Genomic DNA, 26,676 nt, shown 5'->3' with positions numbered 1-26,676 from the left:
ATTGTTGAAAATACTAAAATATCCGTAAAACCATTTGGTAAGAATCCATATATGTTAGATTATCTTACATATTCATTGATATTTAACTCTTTTTTAGGACTTCTTATTTTTAATCAGTATAAATAATTTTCGTAACTTGAGAGTAATCTTACATCCACCAAATCAACTCGTTCATGCAAGACAAAATCTTATGGTATTTCGAGAATTTTAATTTTTTAGGAGCATTAACTTTTTTAGAGAAAATGGACCTAAGAAAGCGTGTAAAAATGTTGGAAGCAACGAAAAATCAAACCATATACTTACCAAACGATGAAGCAAATTCGGTTTACTTCCTCAAAAAAGGCAAAGTAAAAATCTCCTCCTTTTCGGATGATGGAAAAGAATTGATTTATGCCATACTTGGACCCGGAGAAATCTTTGGAGAATTAGCAATTACCGGTCAAAGCACTAGAGAACAAATTGCTGCAACTACTGAATACGCCGAAATTTGTTATATAGATATTCAAGATTTCGAAAATTTTCTATCAAGTCATCCCAGGCTAAGTTTGAAAGTAACCAAACTGATTGGTTTTCGACTGAAAAAAGTGCGTAGCAGATTGGAACGAATGTGGTTTAAATCTGCTCCTGAAAGGGTGAAATGTTTGCTGCTGGATTTAATTGAAGAACACGGGATAAAAATTGGATACGAGAGAGAAATCAGATTGAATCTGACTCATCAGGATATCGCGAACTTGGCTGCTACAACAAGGCAAACCGTTACTACCACACTCAACGAATTGGAACGAGAAGGAATAATAACTTACGATAGAAGAAGAATATTGGTAAGAAATCCGAGCGCTTTAAATTAAAGCGCTTTTGCGAGTTTAAATTTTCGAGCATCGAACCATTCCCGAACTGGACCAAAGCGAACAATCAAACCTAAACTGAATAAAATTCCGTATAACATCCAACCTTCACCCAGCAGAACGACATGTAAAATGGATAATACCGCAGCCCAATAAACTATTCGGTGCATCTTTTTCCAACGTTTCTTAAAGTATTTCATTGCTCTTCGGTTCGAGGTAAGAGTCAATATTATAATAATAACAGATGCCAAAACAGCCAATACCAAATTCACTTCAGTAAACATGGCAAAAAATCCTTCATGATACATGAAAAAGAAGCCATGAAGCATCACATATACACCACAGGAAATTCCCATTGCCTGACGTACATACAAATTACTTTTAGTTCCAAATACAATTCTAAATGGTGTGATCATTAAAACAGCAATCATCCAGCGTATTGCCCATTCGCCGGTAGAATGAATTGCAACTTTTACTCCTGGAACAATATCGAATCCGGTTTTTTCAGCAATGTTCTCAGGTACTTCATAATCGTCGAATAGGATCATATCAAAATCACTATTTGAGAAATTAAAACTGACAAAGGAAAAGATATTTATTAATGGCAGAAAAGCCAACAACACAACTAAAATCCAAGCCCAATTTTTCTTTAAAAAACTCATAAACCCCACTTTAAAACAATACACAATCTTTTATTATTTGGAATGTTTCAAAATTGGAAAATATAATCTGTTTTTAAAATACCAACATTTAGGTATTTCAAGTGATAAAGAAAAAAAAGAAGTTGATTAAACAGTGCTGAAACTAGCCTACCTTACTAATTTGCCTTAATTTATTCAAATCAAGAATGGATACGGCACGCCCGCTCACTTTAATAATATTATCAGATTCGAAACCTGACATCTGTTTAGACACACTTTCACGACTTGTGCCAATCATATGAGCAATTTCCTTTCTGCTTAATGGCAATAAAAATTCATCCGATTTGAAAATTATTTCTGAGAAATACAGGAGTGCGTCCGCAACTTTTCCAAATATCTTCTTTTGATGCTGATCGATAAAACGATGGTAATTGTTCAAACTATCATTGCAAACCGATGATAGAATTTCATAGCTAAAGCGTCCATTTTCTTTAATGAATTGAGAAAAAACAGATAGCTCGATAAAACAAACACGAACTGGCGTAAGTGCAGAATAAGAATAATGATTGCAAGTATCGCTAAAAATAGAGTGAAGCCCCAGATATGAATGCGGCTTAACTACCTGAAGAATGTATTCCTGATGCAAACCAGATTTGCCGTATTCTTTAACCAACCCTTCCCGAAGGTAAACAATATGAGAAGTCATTGAACCTTCGGATAAAATCATTTCTCCCTTCTCAAATTTCACTTCATTACAACTCATACTTAACTGCCGTAATTCGGGAACAGAAAGACTTTGAGCGGCACAAGACTTATCGTCGCACATCTGACAACTAGAGAAAATCTTATTATCTGACTGAAATAGCATAATACTGTGAGATATATCACAAAGATAAGATAAAACAATCACATAAACCTATTCTATTTTCGCCTATATACTATCGTAACTTTGTAATAAACAAAGGATTTTAACTTTTTCCAGTATTAACATTACGAATTAAACAATTCATGAAAAAACTGTTATTCATATCATCACTTTTTGCAATTATCTTGTTTGCAGATTACTTATTCTTAATTGCGCTTGGTTGTTCAGCTTTTAGTTTTGGAGCTCAGGATGGATTCTATTGTGGATTCTATTGTAAGTTTGCTCTTAGCTTGATTACACTGTCGCTTATAGGTGGATTCTTTGCGGCAAAAAAGCTAATTCACAATATTGCGTAGTAATTTGTTAAAAATAAGGTAAAATAAAAAGAGGCTACATCCGTGTGGATATAGCCTCTTTTTTTAAATTTCTGAAGGAACTAAAGTCCCAAATTTTTATTCTTTATTACTTCGTCCTGAAGTTTTCTTGCAAGCTTCTGCTCACGAACCAAAGCATTCTTACGGTGCGTATCAAATTCCTCACGAACCTCTTCTAAAGTTGTTTTGGTTTCTACAGTAACAGTATTGCTTCGTTTATAAAGCATAAAGCAAATTCCTGCTACAGCCAACGAGCCTAAAATAATTACCCACATAATTGTATTGTAAGTTCCTTTAGGCAATTCTGCTCCAAAAAGTTTCATGCTATCTTTCGCTTTGATAGTCGCATCCAGCTGATTTTGTAATTTCTGCATGTCAGCCTTTAATGTTGTAATCTCACTATTTTGTTTCCCTACCAATGCTTTAGAATCCTTTAATCTTGATCGAAATGATTTTAATGTATCCTGTACATTAGCTCCAAACTTATTGATCATGTTTACCTTAATCACTTCATGATCTTGCCAATTGCTCGATTTCTTTTTCATGTAATCGAATTGACTTTTTATGGTTCCATTATCAAGAGAGGGTTTCACTTCTTCTTTTGCAGGTGGAGTATCCTGTGCAAACAGTGATAGAGACACTAAAAATATTACAATAAAAGAAAGAATTGATTTGTGCATGTTCATTGGTTTTCTATAATTATTATTTACTGATTACAAAGAAAACGATATTCATCTAGTAAAATTGCCGATTGTCTAAATTTTCTTAAACTATTTTCTAAGCAGAATTTCGACTAGCATTTATGTTTCCATAAAGAGATCGTATCACTAACTTCTGCAATATACTGTATTTCGCTAGCTTTGTTTCATTATTCTGCTCCATTTCGCGAATTTTTATCAATGCATACTGTTGAATTGTAATCAATGGCATTACCATTTCTTCTCTCAGTTTAATCGAATCTCTTAAAACCATTGATTTTTCCATCAATTGTGATTGCCCGGAAACTTTTATCAGCATTTCAATACTCAATTGATACTCATCATATATCCAGGTCCAAAACTCACCAAATTCCTCATCACTTTTCATGTATTCAGTCAGTTTAAAATACGATTTACTGATAGACTGCATGCTGTTCTCCACCAAAGTTCTAAAAAATAAAGATTTTTGATAAAGTTTTTTGCAGGCTTCAAAATCGCCCTCCTCTTCTACCCTTTTCAGAGATGTACCTACTCCAAAAAATCCTGGTACATTTTGTTTCATCTGACTCCAGGCACCTACAAAAGGAATCGCTCTTAAATCTTCAAAGTTCAATTTCTCCGATTTGTTTCTTTTTCCAGGTCTACTGCCAATATTAGCCTTTCCATAATATTTCAAAGCACTCATTTCTTCCAGATAAGGCACAAACTTATCCGAAGTTTTAAATCTCTGATATTCTTCCAGGCTATACTTCGATAATTTTTCCATTACAGATCGATCTGTTTCACTCAGCTGTTTGCTCTCATCATCAAACAACCGATTTTCCAAGCCTGCTGAAATCAAACGCTCCTGGTAGAATTTTGCAGAATCTTTGGTTCCAAACTTCGAGCTAATAGTTTGCCCTTGTATGGTAACCTGAATATCCTGATTCTCGATATTCTTACTTAGGGATGAATAAAACTTATGGGTATTTCCGCCACCGCGAGCCGGAGGTCCTCCGCGTCCATCGAAAAAGGCAACTGTAATTCCCATCTCTCTGGAAAGCCTGGTAATATTCTCTTTTGCTTTGTAAATGTTCCAATTGGCAGAAAAATATCCACCATCCTTGGTTCCATCCGAAAACCCGAGCATAATGGTTTGTTTCATTCCTCTACTATTCAAATGCTTCGAATATTCTTTATTCTCGTACAATTTTAGCATGGTTTTATCCGCCTGTTCTAAATCATCAATCGTCTCGAATAATGGAATGATATCCAAGGGTACTTCATCTTGCCATGCACACATTCTCGACATCGCAAAAACCCGCGCTACATCTTCTGCTCCACGGCAATTACTAATGATAAAACGATTACATGCAGCTTCACCATTTCTCAACTGAACTTCTTTAATCGTCTCGAACAAATTCAAAGTATCGCGGTAAACCTCATCATTGGTTTGAAACATCGACACCTCAGTTTTAAGTTTGGTTAAAGCATCAAAGTCAAGTGTGCAATTCTTATTTTTTAATTCCGGAGCGGTTGCACACAAAACATCAAAAGCTTTTTTAATGATTCGACTGTCTTGTCGGATATCAATACAAGCAAAATGTGTCCCAAATAATTTGATTTTATTTTTGAATTCTCTTAGTAAATCCACAAAAAAACCATCATGCTCATCCAATAAAATCTTTTCAATTTTATTTAATGCCAGTAAAATATCTTCCTGATAGATTTTATCTGTCTGATCTGAAGTATTTATTGACTGTAGAATTCTCTCTTCCAAATCAACCACCAATTCGTACACGCCCTTAAAACTCAAACGTCTTCGTAATGCGCGAATATCTTTGTGGTAATTTGAGAATAGAATATTACGCAATCGATCAGCTACAGCTAAAGTTGTATCTGTATTAACAAAAGGATTTCCATCACGATCGCCACCTGGCCAAAACCCAAAAGAAATAACATCTCCACTTTGCTTTTCAGGATCATCTACTTCCTTCATCAATTCCCCATAAAGATCAGAAACTGAATGATAAAAAATGTTTTCCAAATACCAAGTTAAGCTTTTAGCCTCATCGTAAGGTTTTGGTTTTTCTTTTTTGAAGAAAGGTGTTTTACCCAATTGAGTTAGCAGCAATTTTATTCGTAAAAGATCATTTTTCTGTACAGCATCAATTAAATCGTTGATAATTGCCAAAACTGTGCTCGGATAAAATTGTGTTGGATGAGCAGTAAGCACAATTCGAACTGCCAAACTTCGCAAAGCTTCACTCATTTTAGATTTGCTTTCTTCACCTGAAAGTCTGTTTCGAATAGACTCCAATTTTCCTCTTCCCTCCGGATCGTATAGCTTCAAAAATGCAGCATCTTCTAATGCATCTAACAAAACAACTTGTCGTTCGATATAACTTATCACTCGAAACATGAAGTCCTGTTGTTCTTTTTCTGTTTTGAACTCGGTTTGTTTGTCGAAAAATTGATTGAGTATCTCTACCGGAGATTTTCCTTCTTCCAAACCTTTGGTACATTCATCTTTTAATAATGGAATCAGTATTCCGGTTCCGTGAATTCCATCCAAAGGCAAGGTCAGGAATATGCTGTTGTACAATTTGTACTTTAATTCAACTTCATTTTGAAATTTTTCTGAGAGCATAGGCTATTTATTTTTTTATCCCCCTTGATAAACTGAATACTTGTAAGCCTTAAGATAATAAAAATGTAGCTGATTTAACGCCTTCCAAAAATCCCCTTGGGGATAAGAATTCTCCCATAGAGGATTAAGCTTATCCCCTATGTCCGCAAACATATCCCTTTGGGGAGAATGATCATCTCCCTGGGGATGATATAAATCCCTTAGGGGCGCATTGTTCTCCCCTTGTCCTCCAAGATCATCCCCTTGGGGCGAAAACTTATACCATAAGGGAGAAAGTCTGTCCCCTTCCTTTAAATAATTATCCCCTTAGGGATAAGATAAATCCGAAAGGGGAGATAGTATGTTCTTTTGTAAATTTTGTTGATTATTTCCTATTCCAACGCACTGTTGTTATTACTGGCAAATGATCAGAAGGATAACGAGAGTCAATCTTATCCTCAATTATTTGACAGCGCTTCACCTTGCAGTTTTCATCCGTAAAGAGATAATCGATACGATCGGTAACTTCTTTGTCGTGCTTAAAGGCATTAAAAGTTCCCAAGTTTGGATTCTTTTTATTTCTAAGATTACTATCAAACAGTTCAGAACATAGATATTGAATTGCCTTCGATTCTGGTTTTAAGTTTAAATCGCCCATTAAAATGGCAGGATAATTTTGGCTATTGAGTTCCTGAATCTTCTTTACGATTAACTGAGAACTTTCATACTGCGCCTCTTTACCCACATGATCGAAATGAGCATTGAATACCCAAAAACGATCACCCGATTTCTTATTTTCGAAAAGAGCAGATGTACAAATTCGTTCCAAAACAGCATCCCAACCTACTGATATTTTATCAGGAGTAGTTGACAACCAAAAAGTAGATTGTTCAATTACTTTTAACTCGTCCTTTTTATAAAAAATAGCACAATACTCTCCTTTTTTCTTTCCATCATCACGACCAATTCCCAGGTAAGAATAAGCATCTAAATTTTCATTTAAATATTCGAGCTGATGATTCAATCCTTCTTGCGTCCCAAATACATCTGGGCTGTATTTTTCTATCAAATTAATGACATTATCCTTTCTCGCATCCCAACGGTTGATTCCATCATTTGGATTGTCGTATCGAAGGTTATAGGTCATCAACTGAACAGTTTGAGCATTTGTGTTGAAGCCAAACAGAATCAATAAACTGAAATATAGTAAGTGTTTCATTTTCTTTGAAATTATAGAGATAAAAAAAGCTGTACCCCTTTGAGAATACAGCTTCTAAAATATGATTACTTTGCTCCAAGTATAAAATGCAATTCTCCACCCTGCAGAATCTGCTGGTGAGTAATTGTTAATTCTTTATACTCTTTACCATTAAGCAGAATTCTCTGAATGTAGTGATTTTGATCTCCCTGATTTTCGGTAGAAACGGTAAAGGTTTTTCCATTTGGAAGATGAATAACGGCATTATCCAGCCATGGAGAGGTAAGATCGTAAATTCCATTTGATGGATTTACAGGATACATTCCCATTGAAGAGAATATTAACCAAGCCGACATTTGTCCACAATCCTCATTTCCACAATAACCATCTGGTTTAGTCGTGTATTGCGTATTGATAATTCGACGAACCATTTCCTGTGTCTTTTTTGGCTGACCTATATAATTGTACAAATAAGCTACGTGATGGCTAGGCTCATTCCCATGTGCATATTGTCCAATCATACCGGTACTAAAAATCGGAAGATCATCGCTCGCTTCTGGATAATAGGTAAACATAGAATCCAACTTGGCTGTAAATTTTTCCTTACCAACTGTTTGGATAAATTCTGGTACATCCTGCGGTACATACCAGAAATACTGCCATGCATTACTTTCACAGAAGTAATTGGTATAATCCTTAGGTACAAAAGGTGAGATAAATTTTCCCTGATCATCTTTTGGACGAAAAAAAGTTGATTTGGTATCGTAAAGATTCTTCCAATTTTCTCCTCTTTTCAGGAAATACTTGTAATCTTTTTCCTTATTCAATGCTTTCGCAAATTGTGCAATACACCAATCATCGTAAGCATATTCCAATGTTTTGGATACCGACCAATTCTCACCTTCAGCATCGGTTGGAACATATCCAAGGTGCATGTACTCATCAATCTGTCTGCCCTTTTCTTTTGCCGACTCAACACAAGCCTGATAAGCTTTTTCCGTATCCATATTAATGCCTTTAAAATAAGCATCAACAATAACCGGAACCGCGTGATAACCAATCATCATATTGGTTTCATTTCCTGCCATTGACCAAACCGGCAATAAACCAGTTTCATTGTAATGACTTAAGAAAGACTTCACAAAATCTTCTACCTTATCCGGACAAAGAATGGTGTACAATGGGTGCGCCGTACGATAAGTATCCCATAAAGAGAAAGTATCGTAACGATGAAATCCTTCAGCTTTGTGATATTCGCCGTCAGCACCTTTGTGCATTCCATCTACATCGCTATGCAAGCTTGGCGTAAGATAAATATGATATAAATTAGTATAAAACAATTCTTTTTGGTTTTCGCTACCTTCAATCTCTATTTGTGACAATAGTTTTTCCCACTCCTCGTCAGCATTGGCAACAGCTAAGTCGAAATCCCAAGAAGTTAATTCTGCTTTCAGGTTTCTTTTTGCACCATCGATAGAAGCTGATGAAAGAGCTACCTTAACCAATACCTGCTCTTGATCTGAAGTCGCAAATTCAGCAACAAATTTAGTTTTTGCCGCATTCACCATTTCACCTTCTGTTTTATCTTTCCCCTCAAATAATTCTATGTTATTAAATGATTTAGAAAATTGAGCTGTAAAATAAACATGCTGATCTCTTGCCCAACCGTTAGATTTACGATATCCAGAAATGGTAGAGTCATTTTCAATAATAATTTTTGTATCGTAAGGATTATCCCAATTCAATTTATAACCCAAATCCAATATGATTTGAGATGTCTCATCTTTAGGAAATGTGTAACGGTGAAATCCAACACGCTTGGTCGTAGTTAATTCAGCAGTAATACCAGAACTCAACAAGTCTACTTTATAGTATCCTGGTGATGCTTCTTCCTTATCGTGTGAGAATTTTGAATAAGGGCGATAATCTCCCTCTGGCGTTAAGCTTTCAGTAAATCGACTATTCAAAGGCATTACCAACAAATCATACATATCTCCGGCTCCTGTGCCCGAAAGGTGTGTATGGCTGAAACCTGCAATTGTAGAATCTGGCCAAAAATAGCCTGCAATTCTATCCCAGCCCGGCAAACCATTATCTGGACTTAACTGGACCATTCCAAAAGGAGCAACAGCACCAGGATAGGTGTTCCCAGGTCCATCGGTTCCAACAAAAGGGTTTACGTAATCGGTTAACTTTTTCTTGCTTTCTACCTGCTTATCACTACAGGCAACAAAGCCAATCATTGCCAAAAAAACGGCTAATAATCTCATAATCACTAATGATTTAAATTTCTGGATTTATAAAATTCAGAAACTGTAAATTTAAATTTGGCTTTTGGTGATAATTCGCATCAAATATAGGGAAAAGAAAGGGAATAGGCTCTTGATTTTTGTATGGATTATAAACAATTCTACTCTCATTTTGTCATACAAATAAGGATTATCTTTTTAATGTTAAAATAGTACATAAGGAAAAACAAATAAATTAGTAAATTAGGTTTGCTAAGAATAAATCCTTTAACCTATGAAAAAACTACCCTTCTTCATCTTAGCATGCCTATTAATATCGGCGTGTGTGCACAATCAAAATACCAAAACTATGAAATCTGGTGATTATATTGGGGAAACACCTCCCGATTCCATTGCCAAAATATTTGCTCCAAATTTTATTTCGACACACCTACATGAGCGGGATTTTACCATAACTCCTGATGGAAAAGAATACTATTACACCGTTTGGGGACGAGACTATTATGCCATTGCAGTTACCAAACAGGTGAATGGAGAATGGACAGAACCAGCAATTGCTCCTTTTTCAGGCAATAAAAAATACAGAGATTTAGAACCATTTATAAGCAAAGATGGAGCACATTTCTATTTCATGTCGACTCGTCCTCCAAAAGGAAAAGAAGAAAAAGATGGATGGTTTTACCAAAACATTTGGGTAATGGACCGAATAGAAAATGGATGGTCGGAACCTTACGAATTGGGTGAACCTGTAAACTCAGATGCAGGCGAATATTTCCCTAGTCTTACAAATGATGGTACCATTTATTTCACAAGAGAAGATGGCGAAGGTCAGCAATCTATTTACCGATCGAAAATGATAGACGGCAAATACCAAAAAGCAGAACGTTTGCCGGAGGAAGTTAATGCGTCCAGAATGCAATACAATTCGATGATTGCTCCCGATGAAAGTTATATTATTGTTTGTACAAAACTGGAAGGAAATACCATTGGACGAACTGACTATTGCATCAGCTTTAATTTAGGTAAAAATAAATGGACTCCTCTGATTAATATGGGAAGTAAGGTGAATTTTCCCAATTGTCATGCACTCTCTCCTTCCTTATCAGCAGATGGAAAATATTTTATTTTTTCTAGTAATAAACAAAGCGATACAGATAGAACAAAATTAGACCTGAATCTGTTAAAAGAACAAGCCTTATCTCCACAAAATGGAAATTTAGATTTGTATTGGATCAAAAGTGATTTTATAGAAGATATTCGTAAGGATTATTTCGCAAACCATTAATCTTTTAATTGTATAGACGCATGAAAATATTACTGACAGGTGCTAATGGATATATTGGAAAACGATTGTTACCGGTTCTATTGGAACAAGGTCATAAAGTAGTTTGCTGTGTACGAAACAAAGAAAGATTTGCACCTAAAGAACTGAATCATCCAAAGCTTGAAGTAATTGAAGCCGATCTACTAAAAAGAAATTCATTGGATAAAATTCCGACAGATATCGAGATCAGTTACTATCTGATTCACTCCATGTTACATGACACTGAAGATTTTGATGAGTTGGAAAAAAAGTGCGCACTAAATTTTATTGATTTCCTGAAAAAGACCGAAAATCGACAAATCATCTATTTGAGTGGAATTGCAAATGAGGAAAAATTATCGAAACATCTAAAATCGAGAAAAGAAGTTGAGGAGATTTTAAAACAAAGCAGAAGCTATTACACAATCCTAAGAGCTGGTATTATTGTTGGTTCAGGAAGTGCTTCTTTCGAAATTATTCGCGATTTGGTGGAGAAACTTCCCATTATGGTTTCTCCTAAATGGCTGCTAACAAAATGTCAGCCTATTGCTGTAAGAAATGTAATTGAATATTTACACAAGGTTATTTACCACAAGGAATGTTTGAACCAAACCTTTGATATTGGCGGTCCTGAAGTTCTCAGTTATAAGGAAATGCTTTTGCAATATGCCGAAGTTCGAAAATTGAACCGAAGAGTCATTACCTTTCCTGTGATGACTCCCCGACTTTCCTCCTACTGGTTATTTTTCATCACATCAACCTCATACAATTTGGCAGTTAATTTGGTAAATAGCATGAAAATAGAAGTTGTTTGTCGTCCGAATAATGTTGCAGAAGTTTTAGACATACGACTACTGCCCTATAAGGAGGCAATTGAACGTGCCATGGGGAAAATCAAACAACAAATGATCATTTCATCTTGGAAAGATGCCTTAAGTAGCGGACGGCTTCCCAATAAAAAGATGAAATATATCGAACCTCCCTCATATGGTTGTTATTTCGATGAGAAAATTCTTGAAATTGGAAATAGTAAACCAAAAGTTCAAAACAATATTTGGGCACTTGGTGGTGATAGAGGTTGGTATTATGCCAATTGGTTGTGGCGCTTACGAGGAACACTCGATAAAATATTTGGAGGTGTAGGGCTCAATCGTGGTAGACGACATCCTTCGGAAATTGAAATTGGTGATTCCATTGATTTTTGGCGAGTACTTCTTGCCAATAAAGAGAATGGTAGACTATTACTGTATGCTGAAATGAGATTGCCTGGTGAGGCATGGCTTGAATTCTCCTTTAAGAAAAACAATGGAAGCTATGCACTACAACAAAAAGCCATTTTTAGACCCAAAGGAATTATGGGAAGATTGTACTGGTTTTTGAGCTATCCTTTTCATGTGTTTATATTTAGGGGGATGATTAAGGGAATTATAGAATACGATAAATAGTTTAATCACAAAAAGCAAAAAAAATATTCTTACGATTCAATTTTACCTTGCTATATTGAGTCTCCGAAATACAAATAGAGCAACAAAAAACTAAATACTATGAAAAAACGAGTAACAGGAATAGGTGGTATCTTCTTCAAATCCAAGGATCCTAAAGCAAGCAGAGAGTGGTACAACAAACATTTAGGTATTCAGTGTCCTGATGAATATGGTGGAATGTTCGAATGGCGCAAAACTAGTAAGCCAGACGAGACAGCTTTTACCATTTGGAGCCCATTCGAAGAAAAAACTGAATATTTCCAGCCATCGCAAAAAGATTTCATGTTTAACTACAGAGTAGAAAACCTTGTTGAGTTACTGAAATTGCTGAAAGAAGAGGAAGTTGAAATAGTTGGAGAAATGCAAGAATTCGAATACGGAAAATTCGCATGGATTCTTGATCCGGAAGGAAATAAAGTAGAACTTTGGGAACCAATTGAAGGTCCATTTAGCGAAATGTATAAGGGCAAATCAACCTCTGAATAAACCATAAGAATGAGCTTACCTATAGTTAATTTTTTAGATGCACTTAGCATCCCCGAAGAAAACCTGAAATACTCAATTGTTTGTTCCCAATATCAGAACAATTGGGTATTTGTTCGCCACCGCTTGAGAAACACCTGGGAAATGCCAGCTGGTCATATCGAGCCTAATGAGAGTGCCTTACAAGCAGCCCGACGAGAATTGTACGAGGAAACTGGCGCTACAGATTTCGGGTTGAGATTGATAGCCGATTACTCTTGCGACTGGAAAGGTGAAGTAAAATATGGTAGAATATTTTTTGCCAACATTCACCACTTGGGCAAATTGCCAGTATCTGAAATTGCAGAAGTTCAATTCTTTAAGGATCTGCCAGAACAATTGACCTATCCTGATATTCAGAATTTGGTGTTTCAGAGAGTCTTATCAATCCTATCCATACAATTAAATCAATTACCTCAATCTATTAAAGAATAATATGCAAATGATATTGACTCCATCTTATGAAGATATTTTTGATGGACCTAAACCCAAATTAGAAGATATACTAAAAAGAACTTCTACAGCTATACTAATTGAACTTATCGCATATATTGATGCACAATTATACCCAAATGCTACTTGGAATAAACAAGTCAATATCCTAAAGCACTACTTAAGTAGACAACCTGTAAATCTTCGTAACAAGATTTTTGCTAAGTTTGATTTATTCAAATTCAAAAATGGGAATAATGATATTTCCCTATTCTCGCGGATATATTTAAAGTATTTTCTTCATGCCGTATTATTAAATGATAATAACTTGATTGCTGATGATACATCTCCAACTCAAGAATTAGATTTCTTTAAAGCTTATTTACTTATTCAATCTGAACAAAACATCCTAGCAACTAAAAGGTATAAAATTGAAAGGCAATCATCTAATGGAGATTTTTTTCCAATTCATACATGGCCTATCCTTATAAACCAATTTGATATACAAATAATTGTTAATCCCATATATAATTTAATAAAAGGAGTTTGTTTTTTAAATTATCTTCAATTTCATTCTAATTATTCTAAGTACGTTATTTCGTTTCTTAATAAAAATAACAAACCAAATTCTTGGGAATATCTTATGACAATTTTTGGTTTATTACAGAAAACTTTAAAAAACAATAAGGCAAATTGTAATAATTACTTTTTTACTTGTTCCAAAGAGTTACAATTACTATTTAATCACTTAACATTAACTGTCGATGAATATAAACGAAAAGTATCATCTAATAAGGAAAATTTCTCTTTATTTAAGGCGAAGCCTTTAATGAAACATGGTGAAAGATATATAGTGCTTGACTGGAATCTTTTAATGAATAAAATATACGATGGGCTAATATTTGACTTTTATAATACTTCAGGAATCAAAACAAATCAAGATTTTGATACACTCCCTAAATTTAAAAAATTCATAGGTAACGAAATTACGGAGAAGTTCCTCTTTCAGCGATTGCTCAATAAAATACTGGATAAGAAACATTGTAAATTAAACCTTCCTGAATATGATGATCAAGGTGAGCCTGATGGCTATTTTAGAAAAAATAGCTCGATTGTTCTATTTGAGATTAAAGACGCTTTTTTTCCAGCCTCAGCTATTGAATCCTGTACATACCAAGATATTAAGAATACAATAGACTTGAAGTATAATAATAAGAAAAAAGGAATTGCACAAATAATTAAACAGATACAAAAGCTATCACAATCTCCTTTTTATTTTGATGAATATAGAGGTAAGATCAAAACAAAAAATCTCCAAATATATCCGGTAATGATATATACAGACAAACATTTTGGAATGCCTGGAGTAAGCAATTATTTAAATAACGAATTCAATTTAAAACTTGATAGTTTAAACTTAAGACAGAACTTTAAGAAAATTCAAAACCTAACCTTTATTGACTTTGATTTATTTATTCGTTTTCATAAATACCTAAATACCCATGGTTTTATCCAAACAATAAACAGTTTACATAGTGAACTAAAAAAAAGAAAAAGGAATAGTTCCAGAGGCAAGCAAATTCAAGATTTTTTAGATTTTAATGAAAGTCAAGATCAGATATTTCAAGATTTAAATCTAATGAAACGAGAAAAAGAACATAACCTCAAAGAATTAATTAACCTTTTAGAGCTTACTGAAGGTTTACCAAAAAATTAATTAAACCATAAAACATGTCCCAAATCCATTTTCATTCCGATTTTTACGAAGCCATTAAAAATGGCAATAAAACTCAGACGGCAAGAGTTGATGAATCCATTCCTGAATTGGGAAATGGAGAAGCAATTTTCGATGACAAAGCTCCAATTCCTATTGAAATCATGAAAGTTACACACAAAGGATTTGAGAGTTTAACATTGGAAGAAGTTAAACGAGATGGTTTCAATTCTAAAGATGAATTATGGTCTGTTTTGTTAGGATTTTACCCTCATTTGAGCAAAACAGACCCCTTGATGCTTATAGTATTCAGTGCAATATAGATTCTTATTCTTCAATTAAAATACAAACAGGTTTAGGAACTTTCACCTCATCTACGAAAGTGAGTAAGCCTGTTTTTTCATCTCTTGAAAAACTCACCAAATTATTGGTATTTTGATTGGCTACAAGCAGATATTTACCATCAGGTGAAAGAGAAAAATTTCGAGGATGATCACCACGAGTTGATTCATGTCCAACTAAACTTAAATTTCCATCATTCAATAAGGAGTAGATAACAATGCTATTGTGTCCTCGATTCGATCCGTATAAGAATTTACCATCAGCGGAAATGTGGATATCTGCAGTATAACTTGTTCCTTTAAAATCGACAGGCAGAGTTGAAATATTAGATATCAGCTTGTATCCGTCATCAGATATATTAACCAGACTAATTGTATTGTCCAATTCATTAATTACATACAAATATTTTCCATTAGGATGAAACGTTAAATGACGCGGACCTGCACCTTCAGAAAGTTGTATGCAATTATTCTCGACAGCTTTAAATTTATCCTTACTTATTTTCGAAATCCACAATTCATTGGTTCCTAAATCGACTGCAACTATTTTATCAGAATTAGGTTGAAAGCGCACGCTATGTGCGTGTGGATTATCTTGTCTGCCCTTAACAGTTCCGGAACCTTCGTGTTGATTTACATCTAGAAGCTCCGTTAAATTACCATCCTCATCAACCTTTAATAGCCCTGTATTTCCACCTGTATAATTTGCAGTTAAAATAATACCATCCTCATTTGCAGTCACAAAACATGGATGCGCTCCACCACTCGATTCACGACTAATCAATTTCAGGCTATCACCTATTTGATAAGATTCAACACTCCCACTTCCATTAAAGCTATTTATCTCGTTCACGGCAACCAAGGTCTTTCCTTTATTGGCAAAGGTCAAAAAAGACGGATTCTCAGTCTCAGCTTGCAAACTCAAATTCTTAAATTTTCCTGTCTCATCCATTTCCAATTTATAAATCCCTTTTGAATCGGTATCGGTATAAGTCCCAATGAAAATTAAGTAGGAAGAATTCGGCATATGATTTTTCTGCTTTTGATTTTGACAGGAAAGTGCTACACTTAATATCAGCACGATCAATAGAGTGTGTTTTATCATGATCTTTATTTTAATTGCTAAAGATAAACACTAATGTCCTAAAAAAATCAAGCTTGCTTTTAAATCAACTATCTTATTTGCTTTAAGTTTAAATGTGACCGGGATTTTCGAGCTAAGTTTTTAATCTATCAAAATAATCTTACGCTTCTCCGTTTTATCGAGGTATTTTATGAGTAAAAAGTAAACACCAGCCGACAGACCACTCAAATCCAAATCAGCACTATTACTTGAATTCAAATAATCCAACACTTTTCTTCCTGTGGAATCGAAGGTACTGATATGAAATTCGCTTACTTCATCATCATCAATCAAGACAGTAAAATTTCCATTACTTGGATTTGGAAAAACCTTCACCTCACCATCAATTTCCTCTTCGGGATCAGGTGTAGGATCAGGATCAGGGTCTGTATCTGGATTCGGATCGCTTGCAATCGTATCACGAATCACAAGGGTATGATTTCCTTCCGCCAGATCAACAGTGATCTCAAAAATTCCATCTGTATTGGAATCCCCTGTTCTTTCCAAAACATCATCAACAAATACTCCAAATGAAGTATTACTTTTCATATCCATGGCAAATATTTTTACCGTGCGATTTCCGTCAATTGGATTCACAGAATATCTAACAGCCGCAGTATCTCCTTGTGCCTGGAACAGATACAAATGATTTTCCCAATCGATACCAATGGTGCTTTCATTCTGTAACAATTCACCACCTGCATTGGCTTGATTTTTACCGTCACCAATCTTAAGTGTGTGCAAAAAAACTAAATTCTCTTTAACATCAGTGGGTTCAACTTCAATTCTCCACGAACCAGGATCCTCCTCATCGTCACCAATATTGCCACCATGAGGGTAATTCGTTCCATCAACCCAAAACTCGTAACCATCTCCACCAATTAAGGTTGTGGTAGTAGATTCAGGTAATAAGGTTCGTACGCCAATGCTTCCATTGCCATTACTTGCCTCGTAATCCTTACCATCGTAAGTGATAATTTTATTGGCAACTGCAGTACTCACCACCTTACCATTAATATTAGGTCGGTTCACGAAATGATTGATGTATTTTGCTTTGCGCTCCCTTGATTCTATATTTAAAAGGTGCAAGTGATCTAAAACCAAAACTCTATCTGGTTTGTGATAAAGCAATCGGCGCTCAAAGCGATCCAATTTATTGGAAGCATAAGAATCTGCCGCATCCGATACATGATATGCGTAGTCATCACCCGATACATAGCGAATCCATTTGCCTCGCCTGTGATCATCTTCAAAAACCTCATCTAAATTTTCCAATCGATCGGATTCTATCTGTCCTCCATCGTTCGAAACAGATCTGCCAAATGCCCGATACGATTCACTACCATCAAAAACACAAATGGAGTTGTGCGCAATGGTTCTGGAGTAGTAATTGTTGTAATGAGTAGTTGCATACGAATCGTAATATCCCGCATCTATAATCTGTGGTCTATCCTTTATTATCGAAAAAGTATTGTTGTCGCGATGCTCGTGATCAGCCCTTTTCGATGGTGCACAATAATACCAAAGCATGGTAGCATCATCATCCCAGGAAGTTCTGCCAACTGCCAAGCCAGTTTTATCAGCCCACCAATTTAAGGGTGGCTCCGGGTGTTGCACATTACTGGCTTCAAAATCTTTATAAATCAACTTTTGAAATACCAGTGCCGTATTGTGCAGATTCCCAGTTGCTCCATATTCCTGAACCAAATACTGACTACGCGGATCACCATATTCGGCAGCATGTCGATACATGACTCTGTTTGCCTGGTCTAATCGAATAATGGCATCTCCCAAATGAATCGTATAATTATCGGGGCGATAAAAATACCAATATTGATTGATTGACTCTTTGATCCAAGGCTGATCCTCGTAATAATTCTTATCTGTACCATAAAGCATATCATCAAAAAGCTGATACTGCCTCGGCAATCCAAACATGGAATAAGCCGCTCCCCAATTCCATCCTCCATCATCATCACGGAAGTGAGCGAAAGCAGGTAAAATTCCATTTTCCCATTTGCCAACCAAGGTTCTATACCAGGAATTTACAGTAGACATTTGAGATGAAGACAATCCATCTGCACCATGCAAAGCCAATGCTGCATGAAGAGTTATGCTACAGTTGTAAATGTTATGGCTGGTAACATAGCTATTCCCCGATGGAGTAAGTACATAATTCTCCATGAAATATTCCAGTACAGGATACAAAGCTTGCGATAATTCCTGCCGGAGAGCTTGAGGAATGTCATCGTAAGTCCAATCCAAAAGAATGCCACCATAATCGCAATTCCGTCTCAATAAATTCTCTTTGGTATCACCTGAATAATTATCAAAATCCAAAGAGTTTAAGTATTCGATGTATCTGGATACAATAAATTCACATCGTTGCAAAGCCAAACCATCAGTTTGCATTTTTAAAAGAAAGGCTGTCATTTTCGACATCAGAAAAGCATCGTTCGAATCAAATTCAAAATTCCATTGCGATTGATCGGAACCCACCAAATAGGTACTGGAATTAGTAACCCAATTTCTATCGTAAGCACTTTTAAATCGGTTATAGGTTTCCTGACATTCACCTGAAGAAATATTAGCTTTTAACCAATCAAACCTATCCTGATTTAATTCCAAACGAGGACGCTCGCCATTCACAACAGGCACATCCTGCGAATAACATCCGAAAAGCAAAAAGAAAAATAGAAATACCAATATACTTCTCATTGAATCTGACCTTTTGTAAACTTTTATAAATTACAAAATTTCAGGGGATTGAGAATGATAAATAGGTAAAGGATTCTTTATTTAGAATAACAAATTAAATAGGATTGGTTAAGACAAGGCAATTTTACCATTGAGTTTTCTGAATTCTCTGATGATAAATATGCTGGCAACAATTGCCGAACCTACATCGGAGATTGGACCTGCAAACCACACCCCATTTAAACCAAAATAGTTTGGTAGTATAAAAAGAATTGGAATCAATAAAATTACCTGACGCATTAGTGTGAGTAAAGTTGAAACTCCGGCTTTACCAATAGATTGAAAATAATTTCCAACGATCACCTGAAAACCAACAACAGGTAATGCTAGTAAAAAGGTTCGTAAGCCAAAACTTCCAACCGTCAATAGCTCTTCGTTTGTACTATTAAATGCCAATACCATTGTCTCCGGGAACAATTGAACAAAAATCCAACCGGCAATAGCGACTCCCGTTGCAGCCTTCATGCAAATTATTAGAGTCTCTTTCACTCTGGCGTAGTTTTTAGCTCCATGATTGAATCCAAAGATTGGTTGAGCCGCCATATTAATGGCAACTATCGACATTACAATTAGCATAGCAACCGAATTGATTACACCCATTGCAGCAATTGCTATATCATTACTGAATTTTATCAATTGAATATTGTACAAAGCCTGAACAAAACTGCCAGCAATCTGCATCGAAAATGGAGCAAATCCTATGGTAAGTATATAGATTACAATTTGTCCATTGAGCTTAAAATTACTTCCCCGCAACTTAATTACAGAACGAGAACTTCTAAAATGGCTCAACACCCAAATGCACAAAATCAACTGTGAAATTATAGTTGCCCAAGCTGCACCGGCAACTCCCATATCCAAAGCAAAAATAAAGATTGGATCTAATACGATATTGGTTCCAGCACTTATTAACATGGAATACATGGCAATTTTAGCATTCCCTTCGGAACGAATCAAATTGTTCATAGAAAAGCCAACCACACTAAAAACAGCACCATAAAGAATAATATTCAGGTATTCGTTGGCAACCGACATGGTATCGTCACCCACACCAAAAAGTCTTAATAATGGATCTTTTATAAGAAAACCTATTGTGGTTATTATTACCGATACAATAAGCATCAGTACAAATGAATTTCCCAGAACCCATTCGGCTCTTTTAAAATCTTTTTTCCCTAAATTAATTGATATTCGAACTCCGGCACCTAATCCAATCAGCATTCCAAAAGCCATCAGTATCAGCATAATTGGATATACTGCACTTAATCCCGAAAGGGCTGTTGCACCAACACCTTGTCCTATAAAAATCCTATCGACAACATTGTACAGCGAGTTGATTACAACTCCGGTAAAGGCAGGAAGGAAGTACTTCCATAGCAAACTGCTAATCTTCGAATTTTCTAATTCGTAAACATTTTGGGTATTCTTGTCCGTATTCATAAAGTGTGGCAAATGTACCAATAATGCTCTCTAATGAAGATTAAATCCAAATAAAAAAGAAGAAAAATCGGTAAACCAACTTATGCATAAGGCAAAATGCTTGCAAATATCTTCCAATTTAGATGTTTAATGCAGACAACTACTGCTAGATTATTTTAATTCATATCTATCTTTCTCTGCAAAGTAATCCATTACAATGGTGCGCTTGTTGAATTTTGCGGAATGCAATACCTCTTCAGGAATATAATAATGATCTCCCTTACGATATTTCTTCGTTTCACTCCCAATGGTCAATTCCATATCTCCATCGATAACCATTCCCCACTGCGCTCCGTGAGAATGACGAGGAACTTCACCAATTGGTTCAATCTCGAAGAATACAATTTGATGATTTTCTCCCTGGGCTACCCAACCTCTTACACCTTTAAATGGAATATTTGCTTCAGGTAAGTTTTTAATCATTTCTGGATAAATATCGTTCATATTGATCAATTAAGCATGTAGTTTATAGATATTTACTTCCTTCTCTAACACTTAGAGGAGACAATGGATTTCTGGAAATAAAATTCCTTACCCAATCGGGATTGAATTTTGAATATTGTCGTAAAGCCCAACCAATTGCTTTGTTTACAAAAAATTCATTGGTAAGATGATTGCAGAAAATAGTCTTCTTTAAAAACTCTGTGTCTACTTGATCTTTGTATTTCAACTGAAAAATTATGCTAACTCTCTTCAACCAAATATTAGAATCCATCATCCAAGACTTTAATTTCTCTTCTTTTAATTCTGGATATTTCTGACACAAAACACCAATCAAAGGAGCAATTGTATCCACAGAATCCCACCAGGATTTTGCAAGTATTAATCGCTCCAAATTTTTAATATCTTTCTTTACCAAATGATTCTGAAGTTTCCGTAAATAATCTAATGCTAAATACTGAAATTCTCTTTCCGGCAATTCAAACAAATAGAAAACAAAAGCCCAGTCAAGCTTTTTAGTTTTTGTTTTCAATTTTAAAAACTTCTTACCCAACTCAGCTCTTTTGGGTTTTGGAATGCCCAAAAAAGAAAAGTTATTTTTCATATAGGTAGACATTCTTGCTGCATATTCAGGATCGGCATTTTTGTGGTAAATATCTACTATTTCTAATGTGTCAATTGTCGATTCCATTTCTGTTTCTTGCTTATTACATTAACATCTGGCAGTTTTTTTCTTTTTGCCAACTCTTCCTTTATCAATAATTTTTTGGAGATATTCAGGAGCAAACGGAACCTTACAGGATGTTTTCCCCATGAACACTTCTACTTTACCAATTTTTTCGGCAGTTTGCATCGACAAATCAGTCAATTCTGAAACATAGGCTCCTACCGAAATTACAAAACCATTCATTGTATATTTTACTCTATTGCTTTGCTCATGAATAGTGTCCTTTACCCTTAGTAATAAATCTTTTAACAATTGAATATCCAATTCATCATCCGCTTTAAGAGCCATTAAATTTGATAAGGTTGACCAACCGGCTGCTGCAATGGTTTTCTTATCCGATTCTATCCATTCCAAAGCCAATTCTAATCCATATTGAGATTCTGAAGCAATCCATGCAACCGTATATTCACTTATCATGTACCAATAAGCTCCCTTTGCCCATTTTTTCAGATCGGCTTTGGTCATTTGACTTTCATCAGCAATTAAGCCTGCCAAATACATAGCATCCGAATTTCCAGAGTCGAACAATTCCAAAGACAAGTGATAATCTTTTTTAATTTTCTTTACGATCTTTTTAAGATCCTGAACTTTAACTCCGAAAAATGGTTCACGTGCTCCATGATTTATAAATATCCTCTTGGTATTTTCATTGCCATAACTTTCCAGCTCTTTTAAAACTTCTTCTTTGGTCATTATTCATTAAATTTTATCAAGATTAGGCGCATTTATTTTAAAAACATCGGCATATACTAATCGCGGTTGATTTTCTTCCGATACAGAAGCAACACTTGTTACTCTTCCTTTGGCAAGTGAAACTCCTTCAAATTCCTGAATGATTACCTGTAAAGGTTGATCTTTGTATTTTCTACTCAACTTGAATTCTCTTGTAATGGTAAAATAATTGTTTTTTACATGATTTCCATTTATAGCTATCCTCACGCCCTCATCTTCCAAACTCTCCTCATTTCTTCCATCGCTAACAGTACCATACATTGGCTGTACCAATTCCGGATCGAGAAAGCTAATTGTGATATAATTTCCTGTATTTCCATTTTTATCCAAAGCATTGGAAATTACACCTTCAATTTGCAATGTAAATCGAGAATTCATATTATCCTTTTTAAAGGTAAGTGTAGCCAAGCGTTCCGGAACCAATTGAATATAGTCTGCCATCACAACTGATGAGAGACATACATCTGTATTTCCTTTTCGAACCGAATGAGGCTGATATCTTGCCAAAGCCAACTTCACAAATGGAAAATACATTTTACCATGATTCAATGCAAAATCGACAAACCACAATTTCCTCTCCTGATTAAACTCGACAGGATAAGCCATCGCAGTTACTTTTACCTTTTCATTGTCAGGATAAACGATTGATTTATCGATAGTCGGATTGTGTCTAAAATCATTTATCGATGGATAATTCAGCGCGCCAGGTTTTGATGGACGAATAGGATCCTGTGCCCAATGCGTTAAAGCCTGATTAAAGCCAGGACCACCCAGACCAACAAAACTTTGTGCAATTTTAGACGGATCGCTTCCCGGAATCAAAACCGCCAACATTTCATCTTCGCCCGTCGAGAACCATGGTCGCTTTAAATAAACACGCAATCCTCCTCCAAGCCTGTGCTGACGCATAACTGTAGCCGATTTCGTTTTTCTCCATTCGAAAGTAGGGATCACATAATCCACCAATGGAACTTTTGGTCTGGCTGTACTTAGAATGTTTACCTTTTCGAACCATTGACCATCCCTACTCAACTGCAATCCTTCCGATTTCACCAAATTATCGAAATGCTCAGCATATCGAGTGGTTCCCTCCGGATGATAATCCACATATCTATGTTTTGTATCTCCAAATTTGTGCTTTAAGGCTCCACTCAAGGAGCTTATCAATGCTAATTTTAGCGTTTGCTTCTCATTATTATTTTGCCCTTGTAAAGCCAATTGCTTCGATGGATCTTTCTTCTCAGGAAGATTGCCCTTGTTAATACTTTCATCGTGATAGCTAACCGGAACTTCTTCTACATTTCCAGAATTCTCTTTCCACGATGGTCCTGTTGCACGAGGATCATCTGTTCTATCTCTCCAACGAGCCATATACTCCACTTTGTGGGTAGAAAATCCATGAACCGAAAAACGTGTATGTAACCAAGCATGTGTATCTGAATAATTACGATCAGGAATTATTTCCTCAATCTCAGGTGCAACAACAGGCTGAACTACGGCATGTGTGAGTTCCAATTCTCTGGCAGGACTAATCATCCAATGTCTGCCTGTTTCCGCCAATTCTTTTATTTTTCCAATATTTACAGGATTCTCTTCTCTTAACAAATCCCACATCCCTGATAATTCCTCCAGATCTTTTGCTCTCCAAAAAGTTGAGAACTTCAGTTTTATCCTTTCGCCTTTCGGCAGATAAACATTCAATATTCGCTCCGATGCATTCCAGGTAAAGTTGGTAACGCCTTCCTGCAATCTAATTCGTAAAGATTTAGCTTTGTACCATTCATCATCCGATACATTTATATTGGTTTCTGAAGGACTCAATTCTGCGTTAGTGAAAAAGCTAAACAATCGTGGATCGAAAGTTTGTGAATGGGAGTCATCGTATCCATCTGCAAGAAACAGAGCTACTCCAGCCGCCGCAGGATCTGGTAAATAAATCAAATCAACATCATCACCCTTATACACCTTTTCCTTTCCATTTTCACCCTTTTCCAATTGAACTTCATGTTCACTTATTAACTGGTACAATTCCTTTGCAACTTGAAGATTGTTTCCAAATGCTTTATCGAACTTTCCATGTTGCTCAGCAATTAATTGCGAATTTCGTGGTGGCAAAAAGTGTCTAATCGATTCAGTATTCTCACTTGAATCAACCGCTCCATATCGTTGCTGAAACTCTTGGGTTGTCATATCGTGATTACTTCGAACCACCAATTCTTCTAAGGCTTCTCCATCTTTTAAATCTGATCCAAGAAGTAATACAGGATTCATGAGTGCATCAAAACGATAATATCTAAATCCTCTAATAACAGCTTCACTTAGCTTTTCAGCCTGGAAATCTAAAGGCAAACTATTTCCTGCCAAATCAACAGTTCTTACTCTCAATAAATAATCTTTGCCAAATCGTAAACGAGGCAATGTTCCTGCTACACTTTTAGTTTTAGTATGCAATCTAAACTCTCGTGTAGTATCAAACTCATATTTCTTAATTTCTACACTTTTTGATTTATTTACGTAATCCACCTGTTTAGACGAATCTATGTTATCATCTTCAGATTCGTTAATGGCAAAACCAGGTTTTGGTACAGAAAGACTCCAACCTTCCCATCGAATCATACTTTCTCCAACAAAAAGTTCATTTGCCTCTTCTGTATCCTCAGCCACAGCTGTCTGAATAAATCCTTCATCAACTTCTAAATCATCAATAATTTCTTCTGTATTATCTGAATCAAAATAAGAATAAGCCTCTTGTCTCATGTGCAAGGAATGCCATTTTTCCGGATCCGACGAATAAGCTACATCCATTCTATACCCTTGTACCAAATCTTCAGCATACAATTGTTCATTGGATAAAATAAGGTTTAATGAATTATCCAGCTTCGATGGATCTATAATCTTTGTTTGCAATTGCTTAGCTTTTACAAATCTTGCATTCAAATGCTCTCCCATTCCATTTCCAGCAATTCCAATTCCCGTCGATCGTAAACTTGGCAATCCTTCCTTTTCAGGAGGATCAACTGGTACTATCCCATTGTTAAACTTTTTACTTTTGCTCAATTCCAATTCCACTACCTTCAATTTTACCTCTTCCTGAACCTTGTTATCAACCATCTGATTCATTTTCAAGGCTACTCCATCTGTATCGATTTGAAATACCGTGAATCGATCCGTATTGATTTTCACGAATCCCATATTCACGCGAGCATCCTCTTTTGGTTGGGCATAAAATCCTTTTTGCGTAAGATGATAAGCGGTTAAAGGAACCGAAACATCTGTACTCATTGTAAAATCTAAATTCTCCACAATCAATCGAAATGCGTTCTGATTAGGAAAATTATTAGGTAAGTCCATTTTAAAATCGAGAACGACTCCCAACTTTCTTTGAATTTGAGGGTAATTACTAATTACCGCCAATATATCGTGAAACTCGAACTCTGGTTTCTTTATATTAGGTAAAGGTGTTGTTCTTGTTGGCTTATGAGTTTTATGAAAATCTCTAAATTGAGCAAAATCAAACTTTGGATTTGACTGTTTCGCAAATGGTACAAAACCATTCTTCTTACGAACTTCATCCAATCTGTTTTCTGCAGTTTCATCTACATCCAAAAAATCTGACTCTTTGAAAACACGTCTGCCTGCTGCTGTACTTGTAGGTACTTCCTGTTTAGGCGTATCACGCTTCTTAAATCTCGAAATTTGCCCCAAACCTTTAGGATCTCTCAATTGAGAAGGTTCCAACAATCTATCTGGGCTTTGAGTTCCCAATTTTTTATAGGTATCCAACACAAATGATTGGATATGTTTTAGTGGATACGAGTGAATTCTGGTAGGCGTTAAATCTTCCTGCTCAAATCCATCAACTCGAATATCTTTATGCATGAGTTTTTGCCACAAATCCTCATCCAAATTCGAAGAATTCAATTCTACCTCATGTTCATCACCATTTTTAAGTCGAATCTTAAATGATGAATTCATGATTTTTTGCGGTAAGTTTTCCATATCTGGAAAAGAAGCTAATGTTTTAACACTTGCTGTTTCCAGACGCAAACTTACCTGCACCGAAAATCTCAGGTTATTCTCCTGATCGATTCGGTGTGGCAAACAGGTAAATATGATGGATTGTTTCATACCTTTTCAATTTTG

Annotated in this window: 21 protein-coding genes; 8 read left to right on the top strand and 13 right to left on the bottom strand. The window is 35.6% G+C overall.

Going from position 1 to position 26,676, the window contains the following annotated elements:
* The first annotated feature begins 173 nt into the window (after window positions 1-173).
* Window positions 174-848 (top strand): Crp/Fnr family transcriptional regulator, encoded by a 675-nt coding sequence (locus tag GCQ56_RS06935; protein WP_152733689.1) that lies wholly within the window; start codon window positions 174-176, stop codon window positions 846-848.
* Here GCQ56_RS06935 and GCQ56_RS06930 read toward each other — a convergent pair.
* Window positions 845-1,507, bottom strand: coding sequence for a ferric reductase-like transmembrane domain-containing protein (locus GCQ56_RS06930; RefSeq protein WP_152733688.1), 663 nt, complete (start codon window positions 1,505-1,507; stop codon window positions 845-847). The two genes, GCQ56_RS06935 and GCQ56_RS06930, sit on opposite strands and share 4 nt — an antisense overlap.
* Window positions 1,508-1,649: 142 nt before the next feature.
* Window positions 1,650-2,354: a Crp/Fnr family transcriptional regulator gene (locus tag GCQ56_RS06925; protein WP_152733687.1), complete on the bottom strand. Its 705-nt coding sequence runs from the start codon at window positions 2,352-2,354 to the stop codon at window positions 1,650-1,652.
* A gap of 140 nt (window positions 2,355-2,494) precedes the next feature.
* Here GCQ56_RS06925 and GCQ56_RS06920 point away from each other — a divergent pair, with 140 nt between their 5' ends.
* Complete coding sequence (locus GCQ56_RS06920) at window positions 2,495-2,707, top strand: hypothetical protein (protein WP_152733686.1); 213 nt, start codon at window positions 2,495-2,497, stop codon at window positions 2,705-2,707.
* Between the two features lie 80 nt (window positions 2,708-2,787).
* Here GCQ56_RS06920 and GCQ56_RS06915 read toward each other — a convergent pair whose 3' ends face one another.
* From GCQ56_RS06915 to GCQ56_RS06900, 4 genes are all read right to left on the bottom strand, one after another.
* Window positions 2,788-3,405, bottom strand: a complete 618-nt coding sequence (locus tag GCQ56_RS06915) for a tRNA (guanine-N1)-methyltransferase (RefSeq protein WP_152733685.1) — start codon at window positions 3,403-3,405, stop codon at window positions 2,788-2,790.
* A 97-nt stretch (window positions 3,406-3,502) separates the two neighbouring features.
* Window positions 3,503-6,052, bottom strand: a complete 2,550-nt coding sequence (locus tag GCQ56_RS06910; RefSeq protein WP_152733684.1) for a phosphoenolpyruvate carboxylase — start codon at window positions 6,050-6,052, stop codon at window positions 3,503-3,505.
* 364 nt (window positions 6,053-6,416) lie between these two features.
* A complete protein-coding gene (locus GCQ56_RS06905; protein WP_152733683.1) occupies window positions 6,417-7,250 on the bottom strand; it encodes an endonuclease/exonuclease/phosphatase family protein in 834 nt (277 codons plus the stop codon).
* 65 nt (window positions 7,251-7,315) lie between these two features.
* On the bottom strand, window positions 7,316-9,499 hold the full coding sequence (locus GCQ56_RS06900) for a GH92 family glycosyl hydrolase (protein WP_152733682.1): 2,184 nt from the start codon (window positions 9,497-9,499) through the stop codon (window positions 7,316-7,318).
* Between the two features lie 253 nt (window positions 9,500-9,752).
* On the opposite strand from GCQ56_RS06900, the gene GCQ56_RS06895 reads away from it, so the two are divergent.
* From GCQ56_RS06895 to GCQ56_RS06870, 6 genes are all read left to right on the top strand, one after another.
* Window positions 9,753-10,763, top strand: a complete 1,011-nt coding sequence (locus GCQ56_RS06895; RefSeq protein WP_152733681.1) for a PD40 domain-containing protein — start codon at window positions 9,753-9,755, stop codon at window positions 10,761-10,763.
* Between the two features lie 20 nt (window positions 10,764-10,783).
* Window positions 10,784-12,226 (top strand): SDR family oxidoreductase, encoded by a 1,443-nt coding sequence (locus GCQ56_RS06890; RefSeq protein WP_152733680.1) that lies wholly within the window; start codon window positions 10,784-10,786, stop codon window positions 12,224-12,226.
* Between the two features lie 99 nt (window positions 12,227-12,325).
* Entirely contained in the window at window positions 12,326-12,751 is a 426-nt protein-coding gene (locus tag GCQ56_RS06885; protein ID WP_152733679.1) for a VOC family protein, read from the top strand.
* 9 nt (window positions 12,752-12,760) lie between these two features.
* Window positions 12,761-13,222 carry an NUDIX domain-containing protein gene (locus tag GCQ56_RS06880; RefSeq protein ID WP_152733678.1) on the top strand — a complete coding sequence of 154 codons (462 nt, stop codon included), beginning with the start codon at window positions 12,761-12,763 and terminating at the stop codon, window positions 13,220-13,222.
* 7 nt (window positions 13,223-13,229) lie between these two features.
* Window positions 13,230-14,936, top strand: a complete 1,707-nt coding sequence (locus GCQ56_RS06875) for a hypothetical protein (RefSeq protein WP_193323732.1) — start codon at window positions 13,230-13,232, stop codon at window positions 14,934-14,936.
* A gap of 14 nt (window positions 14,937-14,950) precedes the next feature.
* Window positions 14,951-15,256: an ASCH domain-containing protein gene (locus GCQ56_RS06870; protein ID WP_152733676.1), complete on the top strand. Its 306-nt coding sequence runs from the start codon at window positions 14,951-14,953 to the stop codon at window positions 15,254-15,256.
* Between the two features lie 4 nt (window positions 15,257-15,260).
* Here GCQ56_RS06870 and GCQ56_RS06865 read toward each other — a convergent pair whose 3' ends face one another.
* From GCQ56_RS06865 to GCQ56_RS06835, 7 genes are all read right to left on the bottom strand, one after another.
* Window positions 15,261-16,379 carry a lactonase family protein gene (locus GCQ56_RS06865; protein WP_152733675.1) on the bottom strand — a complete coding sequence of 373 codons (1,119 nt, stop codon included), beginning with the start codon at window positions 16,377-16,379 and terminating at the stop codon, window positions 15,261-15,263.
* Between the two features lie 120 nt (window positions 16,380-16,499).
* Window positions 16,500-19,115: a T9SS type A sorting domain-containing protein gene (locus GCQ56_RS06860; RefSeq protein ID WP_152733674.1), complete on the bottom strand. Its 2,616-nt coding sequence runs from the start codon at window positions 19,113-19,115 to the stop codon at window positions 16,500-16,502.
* Between the two features lie 108 nt (window positions 19,116-19,223).
* Window positions 19,224-20,594, bottom strand: coding sequence for an MATE family efflux transporter (locus GCQ56_RS06855; protein WP_152733673.1), 1,371 nt, complete (start codon window positions 20,592-20,594; stop codon window positions 19,224-19,226).
* Window positions 20,595-20,744: 150 nt separating this feature from the next.
* Entirely contained in the window at window positions 20,745-21,077 is a 333-nt protein-coding gene (locus GCQ56_RS06850; RefSeq protein ID WP_152733672.1) for a cupin domain-containing protein, read from the bottom strand.
* Window positions 21,078-21,099: 22 nt separating this feature from the next.
* Window positions 21,100-21,765, bottom strand: coding sequence for a DNA alkylation repair protein (locus GCQ56_RS06845; protein WP_152733671.1), 666 nt, complete (start codon window positions 21,763-21,765; stop codon window positions 21,100-21,102).
* A gap of 21 nt (window positions 21,766-21,786) precedes the next feature.
* Window positions 21,787-22,494, bottom strand: a complete 708-nt coding sequence (locus tag GCQ56_RS06840) for a DNA alkylation repair protein (RefSeq protein WP_152733670.1) — start codon at window positions 22,492-22,494, stop codon at window positions 21,787-21,789.
* A 6-nt stretch (window positions 22,495-22,500) separates the two neighbouring features.
* Window positions 22,501-26,661: a hypothetical protein gene (locus GCQ56_RS06835; protein ID WP_152733669.1), complete on the bottom strand. Its 4,161-nt coding sequence runs from the start codon at window positions 26,659-26,661 to the stop codon at window positions 22,501-22,503.
* Window positions 26,662-26,676 lie beyond the last annotated feature (15 nt).

Origin of the sequence: Marinifilum sp. N1E240, assembly GCF_009295825.1 — a bacterium.
Taxonomy (GTDB): domain Bacteria; phylum Bacteroidota; class Bacteroidia; order Bacteroidales; family Marinifilaceae; genus Marinifilum_A; species Marinifilum_A sediminis.
The sequence above is the reverse complement of the archived record's forward strand: the minus strand, read 5'-3'. Positions and strand labels throughout refer to the sequence as shown.